This is a genomic window from Mycetohabitans rhizoxinica HKI 454, assembly GCF_000198775.1.
Taxonomy (GTDB): domain Bacteria; phylum Pseudomonadota; class Gammaproteobacteria; order Burkholderiales; family Burkholderiaceae; genus Mycetohabitans; species Mycetohabitans rhizoxinica.
On sequence record NC_014722.1, the window covers coordinates 2,470,039 to 2,490,389 of the forward strand.

Below are 20,351 nucleotides of genomic sequence, written 5' to 3' on the forward strand. Positions count from 1 at the left end.
ACTCCGTTTCGGTTCAGCCTAATTCGCGCTGCAACGCGTCACGCACTGCGGCGCCGACGCCAGCCGCCGCCGCAACGCGTGCGGCATGCTGCCGCGCGCACGGCTCGCGGCGCCGGGCAGCCCACACGGGTGCCGGAAAGTGCGGATCGTCGGCAAAGCGCGGGATCACGTGCCAGTGCTGATGAGCGACCATGTTACCCAGGCTCGCAATATTGATCTTGTCCGGATTCAACGTCGCGCGCAATGCGCGCTCGACCGCGGCCAGCGCACGCATCAGGTGCGCGCGCTCACCATCCGACAGCTCGCTGAACTCGGTGACGTGCGCGTTCCACACGAGCCGGCAAAATCCCGGATAGTCCGGCTCGTCGCGCGCCTCGATCACCCGCAGCCACGCGTCGCGCCACCATACGACGCCCTCCTGCTGCGCACAGAATATACACGACGTCACGTCGCGCGCCGTGGCGTCGGCTGACCCAGGCGTGCCGGCGTTCATACGAGCACCCGTTCAATGCCGCCGCTGTTTGCCCGTTGCACGTAGTCGGCCATCCAGTTTTCGCCGAGCATATGGCGGGCCATCTCCACGACGATGTAGTCCGCTTCGATGCCGGCGTCCTCGTTATAGCGCGACAATCCCTGTAGGCACGACGGGCAGCTGGTCAGGATCTTCACGTCGCCGTCGAACGCGGCGCGCGGCGCGTGCGCACCGCCGCCCGTCACGAGCCCGGCGGGCACATCGGCTGGCGCGCCAGCGCCGGGTGGCGCTGCCGCAATCGGAATATCGCGCAATTGGGCCGCCCCCTTGCGGATTTCCTCCTCTTTGCGAAAGCGCACTTGCGTGGACACGTCCGGACGCGTGACCGCGAGCGTGCCCGATTCGCCGCAGCAGCGATCGTTCTTCTCAATCCGGTAGCCCTGCTTCTGGCTGCCGACCAGCTCGTTGACCAGCTTCACCGGGTCCACGGTCTTGATCGGCGTATGGCACGGGTCGTGATACATGTAGCGCACGCCGGACACACCATCCAGCTTGAGGCCCTTCTCCAACAGGAACTCATGGATATCAATGATGCGGCAGCCGGGGAATATCTTGTCGAATTCATAGCCGGCGAGCTGGTCGTAGCAGGTCCCGCACGAGACGACGACCGTCTTGATGTCCAGGTAGTTCAACGTGTTCGCGACCCGGTGGAACAGCACGCGATTGTCCGTGACAATCTTCTCGGCCTTATCGTACTGCCCAGCACCGCGTTGCGGGTAACCGCAGCACAGGTATCCTGGCGGCAGCACGGTCTGCACGCCCGCCTCCCACAGCATCGCCTGCGTGGCCAACCCGACCTGCGAGAACAAACGTTCCGAGCCGCAACCGGGGAAGTAGAACACCGCCTCCGTGTCCACTGTCGTGGTCTTCGGATTGCGGATGATTGGCACCACCTTGTTGTCCTCGATGTCGAGCAACGCGCGCGCCGTCTTCTTCGGCAGATTGCCCGGCATCTTCTTGTTCACGAAGTGGATCACCTGTTCGACCGCCGTGGGGCGACCGGTGGTCGCCGGCGGGCGCTGCGTTTGCTTGCGTCCGAGCGCCTTGAGTACGTCGCTGGCCACGCGCTGCGCCTTGTAGCCGATGTCCATCATCACCAAGCGCGCGGCGCGGATCGTCTGCGGATGGGTCGCGTTCAGGAAGAACATGCCCGCAGCCTGCCCGGGATTGAATTGCTTCTTGCCCATCTTGCGCAGCAGGTTGCGCATGTTCATCGTCACGTCGCCGAAGTCGATCTTGACCGGGCACGGCGTCACACACTTATGACATACGGTGCAGTGGTCCGCCACGTCATTGAACTCGTCCCAATGCTTGATCGACACGCCGCGCCGCGTCTGCTCCTCATACAGGAACGCCTCGACCAGCAGCGAGGTCGCCAAGATCTTGTTGCGCGGGCTATACAGCAGGTTCGCGCGCGGCACGTGCGTCGCACACACCGGCTTGCATTTGCCGCAGCGCAAGCAATCCTTGACCGAATCGGCGATCGCGCCGATATCGGACTGCTGCATGATCAGCGACTCATAGCCCATTAACCCGAAACTCGGCGTATACGCATTGCGCAGATCCGCGCCTTCCAGCAGCTTGCCCTTGTTGAAGCGGCCCTGCGGGTCGATCTTCTGCTTATACGCGCGAAATTCAGCGATCTCCGCGTCGGTCAGAAACTCCAGCTTCGTAATGCCGATGCCGTGCTCGCCAGAGATCACGCCGTCCAGTGATCGGGCCAGCGCCATAATCCGCGCCACTGCCGTGTGCGCGTCCTGCAGCATCTCGTAGTTGTCCGAGTTCACCGGGATATTCGTATGCACGTTGCCATCGCCGGCATGCATGTGCAATGCGACGAACACGCGGCCGCGCAGCACCTGCTTGTGTACTGCCTGCGCCTCGTCCAGGATCGGCTTGAACGCCCCACCGTTGAAGATCTGCCGCAGTTCGGCGCGGATCTCCCGCTTCCACGAGATCCGGATCGTGCGGTCCTGTGCGAGATCGAACACACTCGCGTCGGGCTGCACATCGAGCCGGTGCGCGAATTTCTCGGCCAACGCCTCGCAGCCCAGCTCGAGCAGCCGCTGGCGCGCCTGTGCGAGCGGCGCGTCGAGATTGTCGCGCACATACTGCCAACGGGCGCGGACTTGGCGCAGCAACGCCAGCGCCTGCGCGACACGGTCCTCCAGCCACTCCGCGCTGGGAATCTCGTTCGCGTCATCGCTCTTGCCCAGCGGCAGATTGCCCGCGGCGAAGAACGCCTCGAGCGCATCCACCAGTTGCAGCTTGTTCTTCAGCGATAGCTCGATGTTGATCCGCTCGATGCCGTCGGTGTACTCGCCCATCCGGTCCAGCGGAATCACGACGTCTTCGTTGATTTTGAACGCGTTGGTATGCTTGGCAATCGCCGCCGTGCGCGACCGGTCCAGCCAAAAGCGCTTGCGCGCCTCGGCCGAGACCGCGACAAACCCCTCGCCGCTCTTGCCGTTGGCCATGCGCACGACTTCCGATGCCGCCTCGGCGACCCGGTCCGCATCGTCACCGACGATGTCGCCGATCAACACCATTTTCGGCAATGTATTGCGCTTGGATTTGGTCGCGTAGCCGACGGCGCGCAGATAGCGCTCGTCCAAGTGCTCCAGCCCAGCCAGGATTGCGCCGCCCGCCTTCGCGGTCGCGAACAAGTGCGCCTTGATCTCGACGATGCTCGGGATCGCGTCGCGCGCCTGGCCGAAGAACTCTAGGCAGACGGTGCGCGTATGAGCCGGCATCTTGTGCAGCACCCAACGCGCCGACGTGATCAGTCCATCGCAGCCTTCTTTCTGCACGCCGGGCAGACCCGCGAGGAACTTGTCGGTCACATCCTTGCCCAGCCCCGCCTTGCGAAAGCGCCGGCCCTCGATAGTCAGCGTCTCGCTGCGCAACAATCTTTCGCCGGGCGCCGCGCTGCCGTCATACCAGCGCAGCTCGAAAGTGGCGCTCGGTACGTCGTGGATCTTGCCCAGGTTATGGCCGACGCGCGTGACCTCGAGCCAGTTGCCATCCGGGTCGACCATCCGCCACCACGCGAGATTGTCCAGCGCAGTCCCCCACAGCACGGCCTTCTTGCCGCCGGCGTTCATCGCGATGTTACCGCCGATGCACGATGCGTCGAGTGAAGTCGGATCCACGGCAAACACATACCCGGCCTGCTCGGCGGCCTGCGTGACGCGCCGCGTCACGACGCCGGCCCCAGAGAAGATCGTCGCGACCTTGCCTGACACACCCGGCAGTTCGGTCAGCTCGACCGGGCCAAGTTGCTCGAGCTTCTCGGTATTGATGACGGCGGAAAACGGTGTCAGCGGCACCGCTCCGCCGGTATAACCTGTGCCGCCGCCGCGCGGGATCACCGTCAGACCCAACTCGAAGCAAGCTTTCACCAAGCCAGCGATTTCCGCTTCGGTGTCCGGCGTCAGCACGACGAACGGATACTCGACGCGCCAATCGGTCGCATCGGTCACGTGCGACACGCGCGAGAGCCCGTCGAAGCGGATGTTGTCCTTTTCGGTCCAGCGCCGCAGCTCGCGCTTCGCACGGCGTCGCAGCGCGGCAATCTGCTCGAACTGCGTCGCGAACGCGTCCACCGCGCCGCGCGCGGCCGTGACCAGCGAGCCAACGCGGGCCGCGCGTCCATGGCCCGCGTCGTCGCCGTGCTCACGCAGATCGGCATGCCGGCGCTTGTCGATCTCGTTGAGCCGATGGTTCAGCGCGTCGATGAGCATCGCGCGGCGCTTCGGGTTGTCCAACAGATCGTCCTGCAAGTACGGATTACGGTGCACGACCCAAATGTCGCCGAGTACTTCGTACAGCATCCGTGCCGAACGTCCGGTGCGCCGCTCGGCACGCAACTCGTCCAGCATGGGCCACGCATCGTCGCCAAGCAGGCGGATGACGATCTCACGGTCGGAAAACGACGTGTAGTTGTAGGGAATCTCGCGCAAGCGCGACTCGGTATCCAGCGCGACGGCGGCAGCCGCGCCATGAGGATCGAAGGCTTGAGGTGCGTTCATGTTCTGCAATTCAGTTGGCCGGTGCGTCCAGGCTGTCGCGGCACTGAAGCGCCGACGGCGCGGTGACGCGCTGTTGTCTGCAAGGTCTGGGGGGTGGGAAGCCTGACGAGCGCCTGTTCTGTCGCCACGAGCTCTTGTGGACCAGCATGGATGGCGCGAGGCTTCGCCGGTGTCACCGGCAGCGGCACGATCGCGAGCTACGCGCGAGCTGCTCGATGGCCGACGGCGCAGGCCAGTGGCAGCGCGGCTCAACGGTCGAAAAAGCGGTTCGGGTCTGCCAATGCATCGTTCGATCCTGATTCCAGACCCGGATTGTACTGCAACCGCAGGCGGCGCGTTGTCAGTGCGCGCGGCCGCACCGGATGCCTCACATCTGGCCGAATTGCACGATCAACTCGGGACGACCACCAAAATATACGGCCGGATCGGCCGCGTACACGTCGTCGTAGGAGAACGCGTACGCGCGTGCATCGATGCCGAACGCGTGCAGCAACTTCGCGTACCAGAAGATCGGCATGCGCGGCGTAGCCACGCCATTGCCCGCGCCGTTGTAGAACCGCGCCGGATCGATCCATGACACGCAACCATCATCCAAGTGCATGACGCCGCGACAGATCGACATCGCGATGGCGATTGCCGCTGGATCGCTGGCCCAATGCGCGCCGTCGCCGGTCTGCGCGCCGGCGTTGCCAGCCAGCAGAAATCCCCAGTCGATCGGGCCAACGGACGAATCCGTATTATGAAACAGCGACGGATCGCCACCGGTCGGGGAATAGTCAGGCTGCCCCCAGCGCGCGCTGGGCCGCGGCAGCGTCGGAACGCGGTACGGCACCGTGTACGCCGCATCGATGAACAGTGACAGCGTCATGCCGTCGGGCTCGACGCGGCCGTAGAACACCTGCCTGTCGGCCAGATCCTTGCCGTAGAAAGAAAAGCGACGATTCGGCCGCCAGCACAACTCGTTCACGTAACGATCCCAGAAGTGCGTGAAGCGCTGCGCCGCGGCCAGCCGCGCGGCATCGTCCCCCCCCCAGTCGGCGAACCTGGCCTGCTTGGGCGACAGTATCCGCGTGAGCCGGCCATCGCTCGCGCTCACCCGCAGCGCCTTGAAGATGCTCGGGTTGCCGAACGGCTCCGCCGCGTCGAGCACCGGTATCGAATCGAACGCGGCGATCATATCGGCGCGCCGGTGTGGATAACCCACCACGCGCCGTGTCCCAGTGTTCGCGTCGATGGCCGAGATCGTGAAGGGCACGGACCAAAAATCGTCATTGGTCAGGTGGAAGTTCGGGTGATCGGCGGTATGCAACTCGAACTTGTCGTACAGCACCGGATTGTCCGCGCCATTGGATGGCCCGCCCGCGCCGAATGACGGCATCGCGTCGAATCCGCGTCCGAACGCGAAATACACGCGGCCGCTGGCCAGCGGTGGGATGGTCAGCGTCAGTGGCTGGCCGCCGTCGCGCCGCAATGCCGCCACGCTGAATGTCATCGTCGCGCTGTCGAGCCGGAAATCGGCTGCGTTTCCCGTCGGATGAAACGTGCCGTGCACCGGGTCAACATAACCGAACACGTCTGGCGCCCATGGCGCGCGGCCCAGCACGGCAACGAATATTTCATCGGGCCGAAACGAAAAATGGTCAGGAAACACCAGCAGCACCGTGGTCATCGACGCGGGGCCCGTGGCGTGCGACGCGTCCTTGATCGACACCGGCAAGCGGGCACTGCCGCCGCTGCCCGAGCCACCAAAGCGCGTATTGCCACCGACCAACGCGGTCGTGGCGACACCCACGCCAACTGACGCGGCCAGCGCGCCGAGCCTCATGACAGAACGGCGCTTACGATCGACGCGGCCGGCCGGGCTACCCATCCGAGTGCTGGTTTTCCGACGCTGTCCTCTGAAGGAAAAAAACATTCGACCCCGTGATATTGGTGCATTCCGGGCGGCCGAGCCGCCGGATGCGGCCCACCGCGCCACCTGCATCTTGTAGTGCATTCGGGCCGCGCCACGCTAGCCCATTGCGGCTGTGCGCTCGACATTGTCCGATCGAGTAATGGCGCATTGGCGCGAAGCCACGCAACGGCGCTCTAACCAGCCGTTGCGGCACTCAATGCACACCGACGCACAAAAGCAACGCCGGATAGCGCTATGATTGACTCTTTTCCCGCCAATTTCAATCCACGCCACTTGCAGAACTGCCATGCCCTCGCCCGATTACCTGAAGAAAATCCTGACCGCCCGCGTCTACGACGTGGCACGGGAAACTGAACTCGAACACGCACGCAATCTGTCGGCTCGAATTCAGAATGCGATTTATCTGAAGCGCGAGGACAACCAGCCCGTCTTCTCGTTTAAGTTGCGCGGCGCATACAACAGGATGGCACAATTGCCGCGCGATGCCCTAGCGCGCGGCGTGGTAACCGCGTCGGCCGGCAACCATGCACAAGGGGTCGCCTATTCGGCGGCCCGGCTCGGCTGCAAGGCGGTCATCGCGATGCCGGTCACAGCGCCGCAGGTCAAGATTGATGCGGTGCGCGCACACGGTGGCCCGACGGTGCAGGTCGTGCTGCACGGCGAATCGTATTCCGATACCTACACGCATGCGCTTCAGATCCAGCAGCAGCACGGGCTGACGTTTATCCATCCATTCGACGATCCAGACGTGATCGCCGGCCAGGGCACCGTCGCAATGGAAATCCTGCGCCAGCACCAGGGTCCGATCGACGCGATCTTCGTGCCGATCGGCGGCGGTGGCCTAATCGCCGGCGTCGCGGCATACGTCAAGGCGCTTCGCCCGGAGATCAAAATCATCGGTGTACAAACCGACGATTCATGCGCGATGGCACGCTCGATCGCAAAAGGCGAGCGTGTTACGCTCAGCGAAGTCGGCCTGTTCAGCGACGGCACGGCAGTCAAGCTCGTGGGCGAAGAGACGTTTCGGCTCGTGCAGCAATACGTCGACGATTTCGTGACCGTGGACACTGACGCGCTGTGCGCAGCGATCAAGGACGTTTTCCAGGACACGCGCAGCGTGTTGGAGCCGGCCGGCGCGCTGGCCGTGGCCGGCGCCAAGGCCTATGCTGAACGCGAAAAGCTGGAGGGCCGCACGTTTGTCGCGATCACCTCGGGCGCGAACATGAACTTCGACCGGATGCGTTTCGTTGCGGAACGCGCCGAGGTGGGCGAGGCACGCGAAGCGGTGTTCGCGGCGACAATCCCCGAGGAGCGCGGCAGCTTCAGGCGCTTCTGCGAGTTGATCGGCGCGCGCAACGTCACCGAGTTCAACTATCGGGTCGCCGACGCTGAACAGGCGCACATTTTCGTCGGCGTGCAGATCCAGCGTCGCGACGAGTCGCAGCTGATTGCCCAGACCTTCGAGAAACATGGCTTTGCCATCGTCAACCTGACCAACGACGAGTTGTCCAAGCAGCACGTGCGGTACATGGTCGGCGGCCACTCACCGCTGGCCCGCGATGAGCGCCTATACCGGTTTGCGTTCCCAGAACGCCCGGGCGCGCTGATGAAGTTCCTGTCGTCGATGGCGCCCGACTGGAATATCAGCCTGTTTCATTACCGCAATGGCGGCGCCGACTACAGCTCGATCCTGGTAGGCCTGCAAGTGCCGATGGACGAAGAGGCCCAGTTCCAGCAGTTCCTGGCGGCGCTGGGGTATGCGCATTGGGACGAAACGGCCAACCCGGCGTATCAATTATTCCTCGCTTAAGCCCAAGCCGCAACATGACACCCGACCAATCCCTTTTGGGCAAACCGGTAAGCTATGCCCAGCAGTATGATCCGACGCTGCTGTTTCCGATCGAGCGCCGGCAAGGCCGCGACGCGATCGGCGTGCCGGCGGTGCTGCCGTTCTTTGGCACCGATATCTGGAACGCGTACGAGCTGTCCTGGCTCAACGAGCGCGGCAAGCCGCAGATCGCGCTGGCCACGTTCCACGTGCCGGCAGAATCGCCCAACATTATCGAATCCAAATCGTTCAAATTGTACCTGGGGTCGTTTGCGCAGACGCGTATTGCGTCGATTGACACGTTGCGCGAGACAATCCACCGCGACGTCTGCGCGTGCGCGGGCGCGAACGTGTCGGTACGGCTCACGCCGCCGGCCGAGTTCGCGACGCTGGCGCTGGACGAGCTTGCGGGAACGTCGCTGGACCGGTTGGACTTAGACACGGATAGCTATACGCCCGACCCGTCACTGCTGAGCGCGGACACTCACCAAGCGCCGGTCGATGAAACGGTGTTTTCGAATCTGCTCAAGTCCAATTGCCCGGTGACCGGGCAGCCGGATTGGGGCAGCATCCAGATCCGGTACGTCGGCCCGCCAATCGACCACGCCGGCCTGTTGCGCTACATCGTGTCGTACCGCAACCACACCGGGTTTCACGAGCAGTGCGTGGAGCGCATCTTCATCGACATTCAACGCGTGTGCAAGCCGATCAAGCTGGCGGTCTACGCACGCTATACGCGACGCGGCGGGCTGGACATCAACCCGTTGCGCACCAATTTCAACCTGCCATTGCCGGACAATGCGCGAACCGCGCGCCAATAAGCCGTGCGGCCGTGCCCCCATCATGCATCGCATGCACGCCACGCAGGCCGTGCAGGTCACGGCGCGACGCCGGCAACGAATACTCTTTAACCGATGGCGCTGAAATCAACAATCTACAAGGCCGAACTGCAGATCGCCGACATGGACCGTCATTACTATGCGGACCATTCGCTGACGCTGGCCCGGCATCCGTCCGAGACCGATGAACGGATGATGGTGCGCCTGCTGGCGTTCGCGCTGTATGCACACGAACGGCTCGAGTTCTGCAAGGGGCTGTCCGATACCGACGAGCCGGACCTGTGGCAAAAGGACTTGACTGGCGCAGTGCAGCGATGGATCGAAGTCGGCCAGCCGGACGAGCGGCGCATCGCGAAAGCGAGCGCGCGAGCAGACGACGTGGTCGTGCTGGCATACGCTGGACGCACGTCCCGGATCTGGTGGGACGCGATCCAGGGCAAGGTCGCGCGACTGCGCAATGTCACCGTATTGAGCCTTGCTGAGGGCGTCGCACCGGCACTCGCGACGCTGGCCGAGCGCACAATGCGGCTGCAATGCACGCTCCAGGACGGCGACGTATGGCTGGGCAGCGCTGTCCATCAGCCGGTACAGGCCGAGATGGTGCGCTGGCTGCCCGTCTAAGACACTCAGTCTGCAGCAAGCGGCGCTGAGCCGGGCCGCGTCGCATCGTTGCGCGCGTCGGATACCGGGTCCCGTGGCGAAGCCTTGCCGGCGCCTGGGGTCACCGGTCGGGCGTCTTGTACGCGACGCAGTCGATCTCGACCCGACAGTCGATCACCATGCTCGAGACGACGCATGCGCGCGCTGGCGGATGCTCGCCGAAATACTCGCGAAACACCTTGTTGAACGATGCGAAGTCACGCGGATCGTCCAGCCATACGCCGCAACGCACGACGTGTTCGGTGCCATAGCCGGCCTCCTGCAAAATCGCGAGCAGGTTCTGGATCGCCTTGTGCGATTGCTCGACGATGCCGCCGTTGATGACCTCCCCGTTGTCCATCGGGGTCTGGCCGGACACATAGAGCCAACCGTCCGCCTCGACGGCCCGGGCAAACGGCATGCGCTGGCCGCCGGTTCCCTGGCCGCCTTCAATTCCGTATCGTTTCATTGCAATGGCTCCTCAATGGCTGCGGATTAATGGGATGCGCGCGGCAATCAATACGGCTCGGCGTCGTAGCCAGCGGGCTGGCCGCGCACGACAAAGCCCCCAGCGCGTGCACCGCTCGGCGTGCCGTCGCGATACGCGAGCACGCCATTGACCCACACGGCATCGATGCCTTGCGCCGGCCGACGTGGATCGTCAAAGCTCGCGACATCGCGCACGGTCTCTGGATCGAAGAGCACGAGATCGGCGTGATAGCCAACGCGGATCTCGCCGCGCCGATCCAGCCCGAAGCGCCGCGCAGACAGGCTCGTCATCTTGCGGATCGCTTCCTCGAGCGGCAGCAGTCGCTCGTGCCGGACATAATGGCCAAGCACCCGTGCAAACGCGCCCCACAACCGCGGATGCGGCAGCGGATCATTTGGCAGGCCGTCCGAGCCGACCATCGTCGCGGGATGCGACAGGATTCGCCGCACGTCCTCATCGCTCATGTTGTGGTACACAGCACCGGCCGGTTGCAGGCGCCGCGCCGCCTGCGCATCGGACACGCCCCACTGCGCGGCGATTTGCCTGAGCAGCTTGCCGGCCGCCTCCGGGTGCGGCGCCGACCAGGTGATCGTGATGTCAATGTCGCCACTTGCCTGCTTCACGTCCAGCGTAGATGAGCTACGACTATACGGATAGCAGTCGCAGCCAACCGGCTGGCACGCGCGGGCGCGGCTTAGCGACGCGAGCACCTCGGTACTGCGTCCCCAGTTCGACGGTCCCGCACACTTTAGGTGCGAAATGACGACCGGCACGCGTGCGTGCCGGCCGATCCGGTACGCCTCGTCCATCGCGTCCAGGATCGCGTCGAATTCGGTGCGCATGTGTGTCGTGTACACGGCGCGCGCGGCCGCCAGCGGCTCGGCCAGCGCCATCACCTCGTCGGTCGGTGCGCACACCGCCGAGCCATAGGCCAGCCCCGTGCTTAGGCCAAGCGCGCCTGCCGTGAGCGCCTCGCTCAGTTGTACACGCATCGCGTCGATTTCGTCGCGCGTGGCGGCGCGGTCGACACGATCCATCTGATTGTTGCGCAACGCAGTATGACCAACGAGCGCAGCGACATTGACAGCAGGCCGAGCCGCATTCACCGCGTCCACATAGTCGGCAAAGCGCGGATAGACAAACGCATCGCGCTTGCCCAACAGGTTCATCGGATCGGGTGGCTCCCCGCGCAACACCACCGGCGATGCGCTGATTCCGCAGTTGCCCACGATGACCGTCGTGATGCCCTGCGACAGCTTGGGCAGCATTTGCGGCGCCTCGATCACATGCGTATCGTCATGCGTATGCACATCGATGAAACCCGGCGCGAGCGCATGACCGCCGGCGTCGACCACCTCCTCGGCCCGCCAATGGGTCAGGCTGCCGATCGCGACAATGCGCCCGTCGCGCAACGCGACGTCGCGCGGCAGCGGCGCAGCGCCTGTGCCGTCATATAGCTGTGCGCCGATGATCAACGTATCGGCCGCTTCGGGACGCGAGTGCATGGTTCAGTCTCCCAGAGGTTGCCGCTCGCTACCGCCGCGATACATGTCGAGCGCATACTTAGTACGCCGTAATAGGTCGCGGCTCACGTCGCTTTGCCGCACGGCCAGCTCGGTGACGAGCACGTCCAAAGCCATCATCATCGCGTAGCGCGACGCCGACGGCTTGTAGATGAACTCGGTTTCTTGCGCAATCAGCGGTATCACCGTCTGAGCAATGCTGGCCAGCGGCGATGCGGGCGCGGTGATCGCCACCACGCTGGCGCCATACTCGCGCGCGATCTGGCAGCTGGCGACGATCTCGGGCAATTGCCCCGTCGCCGACAGGGCCACCACCGCCGTATCGGCCGACAGCGTGCTGGCCACCATCCGCTGCAACGCTGCGTCCTGGTAGGTGGCGACAGGCCGCCCTAGCCGCACCAGCCTGAAGCGCAACTCGTCGGCGAGCGCAGTGGAGCCGCCGCCCATACCGAACACATAGATCATCCGCGCCGCCAGCAACACATCGACCGCCTGTGTCACCGGCGCGGCATCCAGCAACTGGACATTGGCCACCAATGTGGCGCAAATCTCGTCAAGAATACGCGCCGCGAGCGAGCCGTGCGCGCCACCGCGCATCTCGCGCAAGAAGCGCTCGCCCACGGCACCGGCCGAAGCCAGCCGCCACTTCAACTCGCGAACGTCGCGGCAACCGACAGCCTTCGCAAAGCGCGTCACCGTCGCGATGCTGACGCCGGCGCGCCGGGCCAGTTCGCCGATGCTGGCCCGCGTCGAGCCGCACAGGTCATCCAGAATCAGGGCCGCGACCTTGCGCTCGGCCTCGCGCAACGCGGGCAGGCGCTGGGCGATCCGCGCAACGACGTCGAACACCGGCGGCTCAGTCTGGCTCATCGCGATGGCTTGTTACTAATTAACATGTCACGCTCATCGTACTTTTTGTACACTACCCAGGTCAACCCCAGTATTTTGGGTTTATCGTTGCCAGCACCCCGATCGTGATAACGCCACCCACGGAGCCCGTATCCCGATGAAAGTTACAAATTATCTGCAAGCGACGATTGACCCGTTGTCCAAGGGATTGGGCGTGCTGCCAAGCGCGAGTGTGCCGCTGCGCGACGCGGCGCGACTGGCGTGGAACCTGTTGGCCGAAGACGTCAGCCTGCCGGCGGCGGTGCTGTACCGTGAACGCGTCCGGCATAACCTCGCTTGGATGCAGCAATTCGTCGATCAATACCAGGTGAAACTCGCGCCGCACGGCAAGACGACGATGGCACCACAGTTGTTCCGCATGCAGTTGGACGGCGGTGCGTGGGGTATCACGCTGGCCACCGCCCATCAGACGCGCGCCGCCTATCATGGCGGCGTCGCCCGGGTACTGATGGCCAACCAGTTGGTGGGCAAGCGCAACATGGCGATCATTGCCGAGTTGCTGACCGATCCGGACTTCGAGTTCTACTGCCTGGTCGACTCGGCCGAGAGCGTCGACCAACTCGGCGCGTTTTTCCAGCATGCGCACCGTCCGCTGAACGTGCTGATAGAGCTTGGCGTGGCGGGCGGACGCACTGGCGTGCGCGACGCCGCACAGCGCGAGGCGGTGCTTGCCGCATTGGCAAGGTGGCCCACAAGCCTGGCGTTGGCGGGCATCGAGCTCTACGAAGGCGTGCTGTCCGATGAATCATCCGTGCGCACGCTGTTGCGCGAAGCAGTCACGCTCGTGCGCGAACTGCTGACGCAGCGTCGCTTCGCGCGCATGCCGGCCTTGCTCTCCGGCGCCGGATCTGCATGGTACGACGTGGTCGCCGACGAGTTCTCCCACGCGGGCGACGCAGCGCACGTCGAAGTGATACTGCGTCCCGGTTGCTATTTGACGCACGACGCAGGCCTTTACAAAAAAGCGCAAGCGCAGATCCTCGCGCGCAACCCGATTGCCCGGCGCATGGGCGAGGGGTTGCTGCCAGCGCTGCAACTATGGGCGTATGTGCAATCGGTGCCCGAGGCGGACCGCGCGATCGTCGCGCTCGGCAAGCGCGACGCGGCGTTCGACGCCGGCCTGCCGGTGCCGGCACGCCACTACCGACCGGCTGACGGCACGCGCCCGCCGCGCGAGGTAAGCGCCGAGGACGGCTGGGAAGTCACCGGGATGATGGACCAGCATGCCTATCTGCGGATTAAGCTCGGGTCGGACATCCGCGTCGGCGACATGATCGGGTTCGATATTTCGCATCCGTGCCTGACATTCGACAAGTGGCGCAACCTGCTGATGGTCGATGACGCGTATAACGTGGTCGAGGTCATCGAGACGTTTTTCTAGTCATTCGATGGCAGGCATGTCGCCGCGCTCGGCCTGGACTGGCGGCTCGCCATGCGTCACGCAACGCTCGATGTCCTTGAGCGCTTCCTCGAGCGCATGCAGCGCATCGTCGGACAACGCCCCGAGCGCACTTGCAAGAAACGCGTTGCGGCGCGGCAGCCCGTGCTCGACGGCCTGACGCCCCGCGTCCGTCAGCACGACATTGGTCAACCGGTTGTCCCGCTCGTCTGTACTGCGAGCGATCCACCCGAGGCTTTTCGAGTTGCTTCAACTGCCGGGTCAACGCGCCCGGGTCGATACTGAGCCGTTCCACGAGCCGCTTTTGCGACAGGTTCGGTCCGCTGTGTGGCGCATCGTCGCGGCACGCCGCCCCCGTGCCCTGCTCGACAAGCCGTGCATGGTCGTAGAGTGCGAGTAGGATCCGCCAGCGGGGCAACGGCAAACCGACACGCGATTCGAATGCGGTCATGAATGCACGGTAGGTCCGGCCAAATTGTTGAAATATCGCGATTCGCTCTTGCAGTTTCACGGCCTACTCCGTCATTGTCGGCTCATGCTTGGCGGAGTGCGCCAGTTGGATGGGCGGCACGCGCCGGGCGTACCACACCGCCCATATCGCAACAAGCGCGGCAAGCGCGATGCCCAGGTGGATCGCCCCCACCAATGCCTCACGCGCGCCCTCCAAGAGCGCGGCACCATCGTGCCCGGCCGCACCGACCTGCTGGATCAGCTGCTGCTGGGCTTGCCGGTTAAGCAGCACTTGTGGATCGCCGAACGCGTCGAGCCAAGCGCCGGCATGGTTGCGCGCCAGCGTATCGCGCACTGCGCTCACATACCAATGGGACACCAATGTTCCGGTCACTGCGGTGCCGAGCATGCCGCCGATCATGCGCAATGACTGCAGCAACGCCGTGGCAATCCCCAGATGCTCGCGACCGACGCTTTGCTGCACGAATACCGTCAGGTTCGGCGTCACGAAGCCCAGCCCGAGTCCGCCGAGCGCCATGAATACCATTAGCAACGCCTGCGGCATCGCCCGCGTGGACACCGCCACGCTCACGCATGACAACGCGAGCAGCGCAAAGCCAACGTGCAGCAGCGCATTGGGATGACGGATCCGCGTCACGATGCGCCCGTTTAGGATGCTGCCCAGCGTGATGCAGACCACCAGCGGCGTGACGACGAGGCCCGCATCGCGGGGCGACAGGCCGAAACCACCCTGGAGCAGCAACGGTACATAGAACAGCAGCGAGAACATCGAGAAGCCCACCAACAGCGACAACGCAAAGAGCACGGACAAGCTTCGATGCCCGAACATGTCGATGGGCAGCATCGGCTGCGCTACGTGCCGCTCCCACTTCCATAGTCCCACCGCGCACAGCGCGCTGACCACGAGCAGCGCGCCAGTGCCGCACGTCAATCCGTGCTTGGGCAACAACTCGACGAATAGTTGCAGGCCGCATAACAAGGCCGCGATCAACACCGCGCCAAACCAATCCAGCCGCATCCGACCCTGGTGCTGCGCCTGCCGTAAATGCGGCAAACAACGCCAGACAAAGCACAGCGACAATAATCCGATTGGCAGATTCACGTAGAACACCGCGCGCCATCCGCAATACTGCGTTAGGAATCCGCCGAGCGACGGGCCGACCGCATTCGCGATGCCGAACGCCGAACTCAACATCACTTGCCAGCGCAGCCGGACGTGCGCATCGGGGAACAAATCCGGAATACAGGCGAACGCCGTGCCAACTAGCATGCCACCGCCCACCCCTTGCAAGGCGCGCGCGAGCACGAGAAACAGCATGTCGTGCGCGAGCCCGCACAGCACCGAGGCCGCCGTGAACAGAATGATGGATGCAATGACGAACGGCTTGCGGCCGTAGTAGTCACCCAGCCGCCCGAAAATCGGCACGGTAATCACCGACGCCAACAAGTACACAGTCGCGACCCACGCGTACAGGTCAAAGCCTTTGAGGTCTGCCACGATGGTGGGCAGCGCGGTGCCCACCACGGTCTGGTCGAACGCGACAAGCATCGTCACAAACGAGAGGCCCAGCATCGCAAGCAGCGATTCGCGAAACGGCAGTACCTGCCCGCTCGAATGTTGAGCGGAAGAGTCAAATGGCATCTTTGCGTATACAATAATTGCCTTATCAATTGATTGAAATTATAGCAAGGAAAGCCGCTCTAACAAATTCGCACGGATGGCCACGGCCGTCGTCGAATCGTCTTTTTGTGTTCCGGAGTTCAATGCAATGTCACATGCGCTCACTGCCCCATCGAATGCGACCATGCAGGATGCCGACCTGAAGGCGTTGCACAGCGCCAGGCAACTGTTAGAGCGCCCCGGCCTAGCGATCAAGCTGACCAGCTTGCTCGGCGCGCCGTTCGAGGCATTGCTGTCGCGCCTGCCGGCCGGCGCCAACGATAAAGTGCTCGATGCGACTCATATCGCACTGCGCCGCTGCCTGCGCGCCGCGCTGCACAGCCTGGGCCACCGCGACAGCGCGTTGCCGTTGTCCACCGACTACACTCCGGCGATGGCTGATGCGCAGGCACGACCCGCCACGCTTGAGGCGATTGCGGCCCCGCGGCCGCGCAACTGGCTGCATAAGGTCGCGGTGGCAACCACGGGTGCGGCCGGCGGCGCATTCGGGCTCGTCGCACTGCCGATCGAGCTACCCGTCACGACGACCTTGATGTTCCGCTCAATCTGCGACATCGCTCGGAGCGAGGGCGAGGATCTGTCCACACTCGACGTGCAACTCGAATGCTTGTCGGTGCTTGCCATGGGCCACACTGCAATTGGGCCAGGCCGCGCGGAGATGGGCTACTTCTTCGTGCGAGGCGCACTCGCGCAAGCGGTATCGAAGGCCTCCTCCGACGTCGCGGCCAAAGGCTTCGCGCATGGCATGGCTGCCCAGGCGTCCACTGCATTGGCCCGGTTGATCAATACCGTCGCCGCGCGCTTTTCGGTTCAAGTCGGCGAGCAAGTCGCCGCCAAATCCGTGCCGGCGCTCGGCGCGGTGCTTGGCGCACTGGTCAACGCGGCATTCATCGAGCATTTCCAGAACATGGCCCACGCGCACTTCACGGTACGCCGGCTGGAGCGACGCTATGGCGAGCCGACGGTGCGGGCCGCGTATGATGCAATTGCGCGGCACGCGCCATGATGGAAACCACGCGCATCGCGTCACGCCACAACGCGCGTTATGAACTGTGCCGCCTCCCGCAGCGCGCGTCGCGCCTCCGGAAGAAACGGCGCATAGATCTGCCATACGTGCGGCATGTCCGACCATATCCGGAACTGCGTCGACACGCCGACCTTACGCGCATTGTGCGCGACGCGCACCGAGTCATCGAGCAGCACCTCGGTGCTACCCACTTGGATGAACAGCGGCGGCAATCCATGCAAATCCGCGTAGACCGGCGAGGCCAGCGGATGGACCGGCGACGCGTCGCCCAGGTATAGCTTCGCCGCGCGACTGATCACCGGCCCGGCAAACATTGGGTCCTGTCCATGATTGGAGGCGATCGACGCGCCAGATGCGGCCAGATCGGTCCACGGCGAGAACAGCACGGCCCCGGCTGGCAGCGGCTCACCCGCATCGCGCAGCGCAACCAGCGTGGCCAATGCGAGGCCGCCCCCCGCTGAATCGCCGGCGATCACGATAGAACTAGGCGCGTGCCACGCAAGCAACGCGCGGTAAGCCGCAAGCGCGTCGTGCAGCGCGGCCGGAAACGGATGTTCGGGGGCAAGCCGGTAGTCCAGCGCGAACAACGCGGCTCGTGCCCGCGCCGCCAACGCGAACGTGATCGTGCGATGCGTGCGCGGCGAACAGAAGTAGTAGCCGCCGCCATGCAGATAGAGCACCATCGGGCGCCCGCGGTCCGGCACCGGCGGCTCAGGCTCGAGCCATTCGCCGGCGAGCGGCGCACACCCACTGCCATAGCGCTCGCGCAGCCGGAATCCGGCCGGCACCCTGGGCGTCCACAGACGCTTGTCGAGCTGCGCGCGCACGCGGCTCACGCTGATATCCGGCAGTTCGGTATACGGCCGGAAATACCGGCGCAGTCCCCACGACACGACGACGCGTTGCCAACTCACCGCAGCCTCCCGTTACATGCGGGCCTCATCATAACGGCGTTGCAGCGCCAGCGCGTGGGCAACCGGCTCTAGCGCGCTCCCGCTCATGCCCGCACTACACGGACACGCAGGCCGCGCGCTCATACTAATGGAAATCGCCCCGTCTGGCTCGTTAGCAAAACCTCGCGTGGATCTTGTCCATCACGGTGCCCGGCCCGATATCGAGCCAGACATTGCTTGTCGGCTTGTAGACACCGGCGGGCGATCCGTCGGCACTCTCGTAGCAGGATTCGACCAGTCGCCATTGCTTAGCTTGGCAGTTCATCTGATAGCGACTGATCGATACCGCCACCGCGGCGATCGCGCCCGGCGGCTGCGCCGCGTCCCGCCACGTGGTCCGTGTCGAATAGGCGAGGTAGCCATCCGGATCCTTGTGTGCGCTGTCGGCGTCCAATTCATATGACAGGTCGCGCGCGCTCGACAGGGTCATCCACTGGACCGCTTGCGCTGGGCTGCCCGCTATCACAATGCCCATTCCAATCCCCGCGCCGCACGCAAGTGCGAACCTCCAGACCCCACGCATTGTTGTTCTCCACAATGACTGCAGCCAGCCGGCCTGGGCCGACACGATATGATCCACCGTATGTAGCGAATCATCAACGGGTGTTATGCTGGATATCGAGTAGGGGACGGAGTTACCCCCGTCGCCCTCTCACACCACCGTACGTGCGGTTCCGCATACGGCGGTTCATGAACAACGCTGGAGGCGCTGCTGAGTATCGAGCAGCGAAACCAGCCCCAAGGCGTCAAACCAGCGCTTCGGGAAGGCCGCATTCATATGACTAGCCCCGGCATTCCACCACGGACCCTGTCCGTTGCGAGCCGAGCGCTGAGCGCGATCCTCCGTGAGCCCTTGTCGACGCAGCAATGCTTGGCGGCGTTGACGGTGCTTCGCTTGCCTCCACAGCAGGCAGCGCAGGCGCCGTCGTAGCCACCCGTCCAGTTCCTCCAACGCTCTCTTTGTCTGCGTGTACCGGAAGTAGTTCATCCATCCGCGAAGCACTGGATTGAGCGCCTCGATCGTATGGCTTAAACTCCTTCCACGTCCTTTACGCATCAGTTCCTTGACCCGCGCCGTCAGTCGTTTGAGGCTCTGCGGTGCGATGCGCAGTCGCGCCTGCCGATGCTTCGTCAGGCTGTAGCCTAGGAACTTGCGTTCCCAAGGGCGCGCACACGCGCTCTTCGCTTCGTTGATGTGCAGCTTTAGCCGTTTCGCAAGAAACGTCGTCATCTGCGTCAACAGCCGCTCGCCCGCCGCCTTGCTGCGAACGTAGATGTTGCAGTCGTCCGCGTAGCGACAGAATGCATGACCTCGCCGCTCCAGTTCGCGGTCCCAATCTGTGAGCAGGATGTTCGACAGCAGCGGCGAGAGCGGCCCGCCTTGTGGCGCCCCCTCCCGGCGCGCTGGTGCTACCCCCTCACGCATCAGGCCCGCTTCCAAATAGCGCCGGATCAGCTTGAGCACCCGTGCGTCCTTCACCTGCCGAGCCACCCGCGCCATCAGAATGTCATGGTTGACCCTGTCGAAGAACTTCGCCAAGTCAATGTCCACCACCCAGCGGCGGCCTTCCTGCACGTACCGCTGTGCCGCCAAAACCGCCTGCTGCGCGCTGCGCCGCGGCCGAAAGCCGTAGCTCGACTCGCAGAATCCAGGCTCAAAGATCGGTTGCAGTACCTGGTGCAGCGCCTGCTGAATCAGCCGGTCCAGCACAGTCGGGATGCCCAGTGTCCTTACCCCGCCCGCAGACTTGGGTATGTCCACTGCTCGCACCGCCGCCGGCATGTACCGTGCGTCTAGCAACGCCGCCTTCACGCTCGGCCAATGCATCTTCAACCAGTCCTTGAACTGCTCCACCGGTAAGCCATCGACTCCCGGTGCGCCGCGGTTCTGGACCACCCTCTGATACGCCAGCCACATGTTGCTGCGTTCAACCACCGCCTCCATCAGCGATGGGCCCTGCGCTTTCGTTTGCCCGGTAGCCGCCGTGCCAACCTCTGCACCATGCGCGCCTTCCCCGAGGTTCCGCCCCGGCTCCTGCGTCATGGCCCCCTTCCCACGGGCTTGTGCTTCTTCGGCTCGCATCGAGTCTCTACCGTCCTAGTCGCGGTCATTC

At 64.2% G+C, this 20,351-nt stretch carries 15 protein-coding genes and 1 pseudogene; 5 read left to right on the forward strand and 11 right to left on the reverse strand.

Annotation, left to right across the window (positions count from 1 at the left end):
- Positions 1 to 13 precede the first annotated feature (13 nt).
- The 3 genes from RBRH_RS10865 to RBRH_RS10875 form a co-directional block, all read right to left on the reverse strand.
- Positions 14 to 493 (reverse strand): HIT family protein, encoded by a 480-nt coding sequence (locus RBRH_RS10865; protein WP_013436316.1) that lies wholly within the window; start codon positions 491 to 493, stop codon positions 14 to 16.
- Positions 490 to 4,563: a DUF3683 domain-containing protein gene (locus tag RBRH_RS10870; RefSeq protein WP_041753854.1), complete on the reverse strand. Its 4,074-nt coding sequence runs from the start codon at positions 4,561 to 4,563 to the stop codon at positions 490 to 492. The genes RBRH_RS10865 and RBRH_RS10870 overlap by 4 nt, the downstream gene beginning before the upstream one ends.
- A 367-nt stretch (positions 4,564 to 4,930) precedes the next feature.
- Positions 4,931 to 6,388 carry a beta-1,3-glucanase family protein gene (locus RBRH_RS10875; RefSeq protein ID WP_157864437.1) on the reverse strand — a complete coding sequence of 486 codons (1,458 nt, stop codon included), beginning with the start codon at positions 6,386 to 6,388 and terminating at the stop codon, positions 4,931 to 4,933.
- Positions 6,389 to 6,764: 376 nt separating this feature from the next.
- On the opposite strand from RBRH_RS10875, the gene ilvA reads away from it, so the two are divergent.
- From ilvA to RBRH_RS10890, 3 genes are all read left to right on the forward strand, one after another.
- Positions 6,765 to 8,288, forward strand: coding sequence for a threonine ammonia-lyase, biosynthetic (gene ilvA / locus RBRH_RS10880; RefSeq protein WP_041753856.1), 1,524 nt, complete (start codon positions 6,765 to 6,767; stop codon positions 8,286 to 8,288).
- Positions 8,289 to 8,302: 14 nt separating this feature from the next.
- Positions 8,303 to 9,127: an NADPH-dependent 7-cyano-7-deazaguanine reductase QueF gene (gene queF / locus RBRH_RS10885; RefSeq protein ID WP_041753857.1), complete on the forward strand. Its 825-nt coding sequence runs from the start codon at positions 8,303 to 8,305 to the stop codon at positions 9,125 to 9,127.
- Positions 9,128 to 9,220: 93 nt separating this feature from the next.
- Positions 9,221 to 9,766, forward strand: coding sequence for a YaeQ family protein (locus RBRH_RS10890; RefSeq protein ID WP_013436323.1), 546 nt, complete (start codon positions 9,221 to 9,223; stop codon positions 9,764 to 9,766).
- A gap of 100 nt (positions 9,767 to 9,866) precedes the next feature.
- On the opposite strand, the gene RBRH_RS10895 is transcribed toward RBRH_RS10890, so the two are convergent.
- From RBRH_RS10895 to RBRH_RS10905, 3 genes are read right to left on the reverse strand one after another with little or no spacing between them, the layout of a single operon-like run.
- Positions 9,867 to 10,253 carry a RidA family protein gene (locus tag RBRH_RS10895; RefSeq protein WP_013436325.1) on the reverse strand — a complete coding sequence of 129 codons (387 nt, stop codon included), beginning with the start codon at positions 10,251 to 10,253 and terminating at the stop codon, positions 9,867 to 9,869.
- 47 nt (positions 10,254 to 10,300) lie between these two features.
- Positions 10,301 to 11,779, reverse strand: coding sequence for an N-acyl-D-amino-acid deacylase family protein (locus RBRH_RS10900; protein ID WP_013436326.1), 1,479 nt, complete (start codon positions 11,777 to 11,779; stop codon positions 10,301 to 10,303).
- Positions 11,780 to 11,782: 3 nt separating this feature from the next.
- Positions 11,783 to 12,667 (reverse strand): MurR/RpiR family transcriptional regulator, encoded by an 885-nt coding sequence (locus RBRH_RS10905; protein ID WP_013436327.1) that lies wholly within the window; start codon positions 12,665 to 12,667, stop codon positions 11,783 to 11,785.
- A gap of 136 nt (positions 12,668 to 12,803) precedes the next feature.
- On the opposite strand from RBRH_RS10905, the gene RBRH_RS10910 reads away from it, so the two are divergent.
- The gene (locus RBRH_RS10910; RefSeq protein ID WP_013436328.1) at positions 12,804 to 14,087 is read left to right on the forward strand and encodes an amino acid deaminase; all 1,284 of its coding nucleotides are present in this window, start codon (positions 12,804 to 12,806) and stop codon (positions 14,085 to 14,087) included.
- Here the strand turns inward: RBRH_RS10910 and RBRH_RS17420 are convergent.
- A pseudogene (locus RBRH_RS17420) lies at positions 14,088 to 14,616 on the reverse strand (MarR family winged helix-turn-helix transcriptional regulator). It abuts the gene before it with no gap.
- 3 nt (positions 14,617 to 14,619) lie between these two features.
- The gene (locus RBRH_RS10920; protein WP_013436331.1) at positions 14,620 to 16,218 is read right to left on the reverse strand and encodes an MDR family MFS transporter; all 1,599 of its coding nucleotides are present in this window, start codon (positions 16,216 to 16,218) and stop codon (positions 14,620 to 14,622) included.
- 127 nt (positions 16,219 to 16,345) lie between these two features.
- Here RBRH_RS10920 and RBRH_RS10925 point away from each other — a divergent pair, with 127 nt between their 5' ends.
- Positions 16,346 to 17,263 (forward strand): EcsC family protein, encoded by a 918-nt coding sequence (locus tag RBRH_RS10925; RefSeq protein WP_041754503.1) that lies wholly within the window; start codon positions 16,346 to 16,348, stop codon positions 17,261 to 17,263.
- 20 nt (positions 17,264 to 17,283) lie between these two features.
- On the opposite strand, the gene RBRH_RS10930 is transcribed toward RBRH_RS10925, so the two are convergent.
- The 3 genes from RBRH_RS10930 to ltrA form a co-directional block, all read right to left on the reverse strand.
- On the reverse strand, positions 17,284 to 18,198 hold the full coding sequence (locus RBRH_RS10930) for an alpha/beta hydrolase (RefSeq protein ID WP_013436333.1): 915 nt from the start codon (positions 18,196 to 18,198) through the stop codon (positions 17,284 to 17,286).
- 151 nt (positions 18,199 to 18,349) lie between these two features.
- Positions 18,350 to 18,712 (reverse strand): surface-adhesin E family protein, encoded by a 363-nt coding sequence (locus tag RBRH_RS10935; protein ID WP_041753858.1) that lies wholly within the window; start codon positions 18,710 to 18,712, stop codon positions 18,350 to 18,352.
- Between the two features lie 213 nt (positions 18,713 to 18,925).
- Positions 18,926 to 20,320: a group II intron reverse transcriptase/maturase gene (ltrA, locus tag RBRH_RS10940; RefSeq protein ID WP_013436335.1), complete on the reverse strand. Its 1,395-nt coding sequence runs from the start codon at positions 20,318 to 20,320 to the stop codon at positions 18,926 to 18,928.
- Positions 20,321 to 20,351: the final 31 nt, after the last annotated feature.

Bases quoted from the DNA above. Each gene is read 5' to 3' on its own strand.
- RBRH_RS10865 (WP_013436316.1), bottom strand. From the start codon at position 493: ATGAACGCCGGCACGCCTGGGTCAGCCGACGCCACGGCGCGCGACGTG.
- RBRH_RS10870 (WP_041753854.1), bottom strand. From the start codon at position 4,563: ATGAACGCACCTCAAGCCTTCGATCCTCATGGCGCGGCTGCCGCCGTC.
- RBRH_RS10875 (WP_157864437.1), bottom strand. From the start codon at position 6,388: ATGAGGCTCGGCGCGCTGGCCGCGTCAGTTGGCGTGGGTGTCGCCACG.
- ilvA (WP_041753856.1), top strand. From the start codon at position 6,765: ATGCCCTCGCCCGATTACCTGAAGAAAATCCTGACCGCCCGCGTCTAC.
- queF (WP_041753857.1), top strand. From the start codon at position 8,303: ATGACACCCGACCAATCCCTTTTGGGCAAACCGGTAAGCTATGCCCAG.
- RBRH_RS10890 (WP_013436323.1), top strand. From the start codon at position 9,221: ATGGCGCTGAAATCAACAATCTACAAGGCCGAACTGCAGATCGCCGAC.
- RBRH_RS10895 (WP_013436325.1), bottom strand. From the start codon at position 10,253: ATGAAACGATACGGAATTGAAGGCGGCCAGGGAACCGGCGGCCAGCGC.
- RBRH_RS10900 (WP_013436326.1), bottom strand. From the start codon at position 11,779: ATGCACTCGCGTCCCGAAGCGGCCGATACGTTGATCATCGGCGCACAG.
- RBRH_RS10905 (WP_013436327.1), bottom strand. From the start codon at position 12,667: ATGAGCCAGACTGAGCCGCCGGTGTTCGACGTCGTTGCGCGGATCGCC.
- RBRH_RS10910 (WP_013436328.1), top strand. From the start codon at position 12,804: ATGAAAGTTACAAATTATCTGCAAGCGACGATTGACCCGTTGTCCAAG.
- RBRH_RS10920 (WP_013436331.1), bottom strand. From the start codon at position 16,218: ATGCCATTTGACTCTTCCGCTCAACATTCGAGCGGGCAGGTACTGCCG.
- RBRH_RS10925 (WP_041754503.1), top strand. From the start codon at position 16,346: ATGTCACATGCGCTCACTGCCCCATCGAATGCGACCATGCAGGATGCC.
- RBRH_RS10935 (WP_041753858.1), bottom strand. From the start codon at position 18,712: ATGGGCATTGTGATAGCGGGCAGCCCAGCGCAAGCGGTCCAGTGGATG.
- ltrA (WP_013436335.1), bottom strand. From the start codon at position 20,320: ATGCGAGCCGAAGAAGCACAAGCCCGTGGGAAGGGGGCCATGACGCAG.